The following is a 5131-nucleotide window of genomic DNA, read 5'->3' as shown; positions in this document are numbered from 1 at the left end:
GCTGCGCCATGTCGTCCAGCGCCGCCCGCGCCCGGCCGAGCAGCACCACGCCGTCGGTCCGGCCACCGGAGCGGCGCACTTCCTCTTCGACCGCGCGGGTGAGAAGAAGCTCCGCCTCCCCCCGATGCTTGTCGCGCAGTCGGGACGCTGTGCCCGGCATGTGCTCCCCTCCCATACCCGTGCCCGCTCGTGCAGTTGCCCTGCCAAGTCTTCCGCGTTTCCCGGGCATTCGGCATCCCCCTGTGGATAACTCGGCCGGATGACGCGGTGAATGAAGAGCTGATATCACCGCGCATCCGGTCGGGGAGCGGAATTGGGGAGCCGGGAAAAGCACGGACCGGCGGGTACGACGCCGTTGTCGCACCCGCCGGTCCGGCCGGCTGCGTACCAGGTCAGCCCAGGCGGTCGACCAGGGCGCGGTACTCGTCCCAGAGTTCCCCGGGAGTGTGGTCGCCGAAGGTCTCCAGGTGCGCGGGGATGAGCGCGGCCTCCTCACGCCAGACCGCGGGGTCCACGGAGAGCAGGAAGTCGAGCTGCTCGTCGGTGAGTTCGAGCCCGTCCACGTCCAGTGCGCCCTTTGCGGGCAGCACCCCGATCGGTGTCTCGACGCCCTCGGCGGCACCGTTGAGCCGTTCGACGATCCACTTCAGTACGCGGCTGTTCTCGCCGAACCCGGGCCAGACGAACGACCCGTCCGCGTCCTTGCGGAACCAGTTGACGTAGTAGATCTTCGGCAGCTTCGCGGCGTCCGCGGCGGCGCCGACCTTCAGCCAGTGGCCGAAGTAGTCGCCCATGTTGTAGCCGCAGAACGGCAGCATGGCGAACGGGTCGCGGCGCAGCTCGCCGACCTTGCCCTCGGCGGCGGCGGTCTTCTCGGAGGCGACGTTGGCGCCGAGGAAGACGCCGTGCTGCCAGTCGAAGGACTCGGTGACCAGCGGCACCGCGGTGGCGCGGCGGCCGCCGAAGAGGATCGCCGAGATGGGCACGCCCCTGGGGTCCTCCCACTCCGGAGCGATGGTCGGGCACTGCGAGGCCGGCACGGTGAAGCGGGCGTTGGGGTGGGCGGCGGGGGTGCCGGACCGCGGCGTCCAGTCGTTGCCGAGCCAGTCGGTGAGGTGCGCCGGGGGCTCGTCGGTCATGCCCTCCCACCACACGTCGCCGTCGTCGGTGAGGGCGACGTTGGTGAAGACGGAGTTGCCCCACAGGGTCTTCATGGCGTTGGCGTTGGTGTGCTCGCCGGTGCCGGGTGCGACGCCGAAGAAGCCGGCCTCGGGGTTGATGGCGTACAGCCGGCCGTCCTCGCCGAAGCGCATCCAGGCGATGTCGTCGCCGATGGTCTCCACGGTCCAGCCGCGGGTGGTCGGCTCCAGCATCGCGAGGTTGGTCTTGCCGCAGGCCGACGGGAACGCGGCGGCGACGTACTTCGACTCGCCGCGCGGCGGGGTGAGCTTGAGCACCAGCATGTGCTCGGCGAGCCAGCCCTCGTCGCGCGCCATGACGGAGGCGATGCGCAGGGCGTAGCACTTCTTGCCCAGCAGGGCGTTGCCGCCGTAGCCGGATCCGTACGACCAGATCTCGCGGGTCTCGGGGAAGTGGGAGATGTACTTCGTCGAACTGCACGGCCAGGGCACGTCCTGCTGCCCGGGCTCCAGGGGCGCGCCGACGGAGTGGACGGCCTTGACGAAGAAGCCGTCCTCGCCCAGCTCGTCGAGGACCGGGCGGCCCATGCGCGTCATGGTGCGCATGGCGGTGGCGACGTACGCGGAGTCGGTGATCTCGACGCCGAGCGCGGAGAGCGGGGAGCCCAGGGGGCCCATGCAGAAGGGGACGACGTACATGGTGCGGCCGCGCATGGCGCCGCGGAAGAGGCCGCCCCCGCCGGAGGTGCCGGTGAAGACCTCGCGCATCTCGGCGGGGTCCATCCAGTGGTTGGTCGGCCCGGCGTCCTGCTCCTGCTCGGAGCAGATGAACGTACGGTCCTCGACGCGCGCGACGTCGGTCGGGTCGGAGGCGGCGTAGTACGAACCGGGCCGCTTGACGGGGTCCAGTTTCGTGAACGTGCCCTTGGCGACGAGCCCGGCGCACAGGCGGTCGTACTCCGCCTGGGAGCCGTCGCACCACACGATCTCGTCGGGCTGGGTGAGGTCGGCGATCTCCTGGACCCAGGAGAGGAGCCCTTCGTGCTTGGTCGGGGTGGTCATGAGTGCTGCTTGCTCCAGATGTAGAGGTTTTTGGGCGCTTCTTCTCTGATGTCACATCTATCTGGTTTTCAAGACCGTTACCCCTTGGGGGCGCCGACCCGGTGGCCGCTCATATGAGCCCATCCGGTGTCGGGTGTGCGCTCGTTTGATGATGAGCTAGCTCAGACGTCATGTCCAGCCGGGTTCCGAGTGAACAGCGCCACTCCTGCGGCCGTACCTACGGACGCGTCGGTAGCATGGGCGCATGAGTGCGACGGGCGAGGGAGAGCTGCAGCGGGTCGCGAATGCCGCGGCCGCCGTGCTCAAGCCGCGGCTGCGCGGCTGGTTGCACGCGGTGATGTTCCCGGCGGCGCTGTTCGCGGGCGTGCTGCTCACGGCGCTGGCGGAGAGCCCGCGCGGCCGCATGGCCTGCGCCGTCTACACGCTGACGGCCTGTCTGCTCTTCGGCGTCAGCGCGCTCTACCACCGCGGCGACTGGGGTCCGCGCGGCACGGCCGTGCTGCGCAGGCTCGACCACGCCAACATCTTCCTGATCATCGCCGGCACGTACACGCCGTTCACGATCCTGCTGCTGGAGGGCGGCAGGCAGCAGGCGCTGCTCTGGTTCATCTGGGCGGCGGCGCTCGCCGGGATCGCCTTCCGCGTGCTGTGGGTGGGCGCGCCGCGGTGGCTCTACACCCCGTGCTACATCGCGATGGGCTGGGCGGCGGTGTTCTTCCTGCCGGACTTCATGCGCGCGGGCGGCATCGCGGTGCTCGTGCTCGTGGTCGTCGGCGGCGTGCTGTACAGCGCGGGCGGCGTGATCTACGGGATCAAGCGGCCGAACCCGTCGCCGCGTTGGTTCGGCTTCCACGAGGTCTTCCACTCGTTCACGCTGGCGGCGTTCGCCGTCCATTACGTGGGCATCTCGCTCGTCGCGTACCGGCACGCCTGAGTCGTACGGGGCGCGTTCCCGCCGGAGCGCCCGACTGTCCGGGTGATCCGTCCGTGTCGGCTCCTGAACCTGCGGGGACGAAAGCCGCGGGGGTGCTGTTATCGGTGGGTACTACCATCCCCCGCTCCTCGTGGAGGCAGAAGATGCGCATCCGTACGCTCACCCGCTCCCTCGCCGCCGGTGCCCTCGTGATCGGTCTCGCCGCCGTCGGCGCGGCCTCGGCCCAGGCCACCTCGCACCCGAAGCACGACAAGCAGTGCTGCTCCAAGTGGTACAACCAGGAGATCAGCAAGAAGATCAACACCGAGGTCCACAAGACCTGGAACAAGACCGAGGTCGAGGTCGACGTCGACAACAACATCAACAACCGCGTCTCGGGCAACTCGTACACCGAGATCAGCCCCTCCGCGTCGGTCCACTTCGGCCCGCAGCAGAGCTACACCTTCGAGCCCATCGTCGTCGGTCGCTGACCCTCCGCCCGCAGCGGCGGGGCGCACGGCGCCACGCGGAGGCCCTCTCCACGGATTCCCGGGCCCGGCCCGCACGTTCTCCACGTGCGGGCCGGGCCTGTGCCGTGCCCGCGGCCCGCCGGTTGTCCACAGGCGGTCGGCCGCGACCCTGGCGGTCGATTCTGATAGTTGCTACCTTTTGCGAGTGGCTTCCAGGACGCGCTGGTGGGCTCTCGGCGGACTCGTCATGTCCGTGCTCGTGCTCGGGTTCGACCTGACGATCCTCAACGTCGCGCTGCCCACGATGGCCGCGGACATCGGGGCCGGCACCGGCGAGCTGCAGTGGATCGTCGACTCGTACGCGGTGGTGTTCGCCGCCTGCATGCTGCCCGCGGGGCTGCTGGGGGACCGGTTCGGACGGCGCCGGATGCTGGTCACCGGGCTGGTGATCTTCCTGGCCGGCAGCCTCCTGGGCCCGTTCGCCTCCGCCCCCGAGGCGGTGATCGCCGCGCGCGCGGTGATGGGCCTGGGCGGGGCGCTCATCATGCCGCTGGCGCTCTCCGTCATCCCCACGCTCTTCGGCGACGAAGAACGCGCCCGGGCCGTCGGGGCGGTGACCGCCGGCATGGCTCTCGGCGTACCGGCGGGGCCGCTCCTGGGCGGCTGGCTGCTCGACCACTTCTGGTGGGGCGCCATCTTCATGCTGAACATCCCGCCCGCCGTCCTCGGCATCGCCGCGATCCTGCTGCTCGTACCCGAGACGCGCGACCCGGCGGCGCCGCGCGTCGACCCGGTGAGCACCGCGCTCAGCGTCCTCGGGCTCGGCGGGCTGGTCCTCGGCGTCATGGAGGGGCCGACGCGGGGGTGGTCCGACCCGCTGGTCGCGGGGGCGCTGGCCGGCTCGGCGCTGCTGCTCGGCCGGCTGGTGCTGCGGGAACGGCGCACGGCCCGGCCCATGCTGGACCTGGAACTGCTGGGCGACCGCGCCTTCCGGGGGAACGCGATCGTGGCCGTGGTCGCGACGTTCATGACGGCGGGGCTGCTGTTCGTGCTGCCGGCGTATTTGCAGGCGGTGCTGGGCAACGACCCGTTCGGCACCGGGCTGCGGCTGATGCCGCTGATGGCGGGGCTGCTGGTGGCGGCGCGGGCGGCGCCGCTGATGATGGCCAGGATCGGCTCGCGGGTCGTGGTCAGCGCGGGGATGGCGGTCTTCGCGTTCGCGATGCTGCTCGGCGCGCGTACGGACGTCTCCGTTGCGTACGGCTTCACCGCGGTGTGGCTGGCCGCCACCGGGTTCGGCCTCGGGTTCGCCCTGGTGCCGACCACGGACGCCGCCCTCGGCGCGCTGCCCGTGAGCCGGGCGGGGCGCGGTACGGGGCTGCTGACCACGCTGCGGCAGGTCGGCGCCGCCATCGGGGTCGCCCTGCTGGGCAGCCTGCTGAACGGGGTGTACACGGACCGGCTGGACACCGAGGGGGTGCCGGAGGCCGCGGCGGCGGGGAGGTGGTGGTCACGCCGACGGTGTACGGGGGGACGCACGGCTTGCG

General features: G+C 70.9%; 4 protein-coding genes. 3 read left to right on the top strand and 1 reads right to left on the bottom strand.

The window, feature by feature from the left end:
* Positions 1-392 precede the first annotated feature (392 nt).
* Positions 393-2201 (bottom strand): phosphoenolpyruvate carboxykinase (GTP), encoded by a 1809-nt coding sequence (locus H5J30_RS16830; protein WP_181788246.1) that lies wholly within the window; start codon positions 2199-2201, stop codon positions 393-395.
* A gap of 244 nt (positions 2202-2445) precedes the next feature.
* Here H5J30_RS16830 and trhA point away from each other — a divergent pair, with 244 nt between their 5' ends.
* The 3 genes from trhA to H5J30_RS16815 form a co-directional block, all read left to right on the top strand.
* Positions 2446-3135: a PAQR family membrane homeostasis protein TrhA gene (gene trhA, locus H5J30_RS16825; RefSeq protein WP_181788245.1), complete on the top strand. Its 690-nt coding sequence runs from the start codon at positions 2446-2448 to the stop codon at positions 3133-3135.
* 143 nt (positions 3136-3278) lie between these two features.
* Positions 3279-3605, top strand: coding sequence for a hypothetical protein (locus H5J30_RS16820; protein WP_181788244.1), 327 nt, complete (start codon positions 3279-3281; stop codon positions 3603-3605).
* 226 nt (positions 3606-3831) lie between these two features.
* Positions 3832-5131: MFS transporter (locus H5J30_RS16815; protein ID WP_181788247.1), on the top strand; the 1300-nt coding region annotated here is incomplete at its 3' end.

The organism is Streptomyces phytophilus, from assembly GCF_013870535.1.
Classification (GTDB): domain Bacteria; phylum Actinomycetota; class Actinomycetes; order Streptomycetales; family Streptomycetaceae; genus Streptomyces; species Streptomyces phytophilus.
The sequence above is the reverse complement of the archived record's forward strand: the minus strand, read 5'-3'. Positions and strand labels throughout refer to the sequence as shown.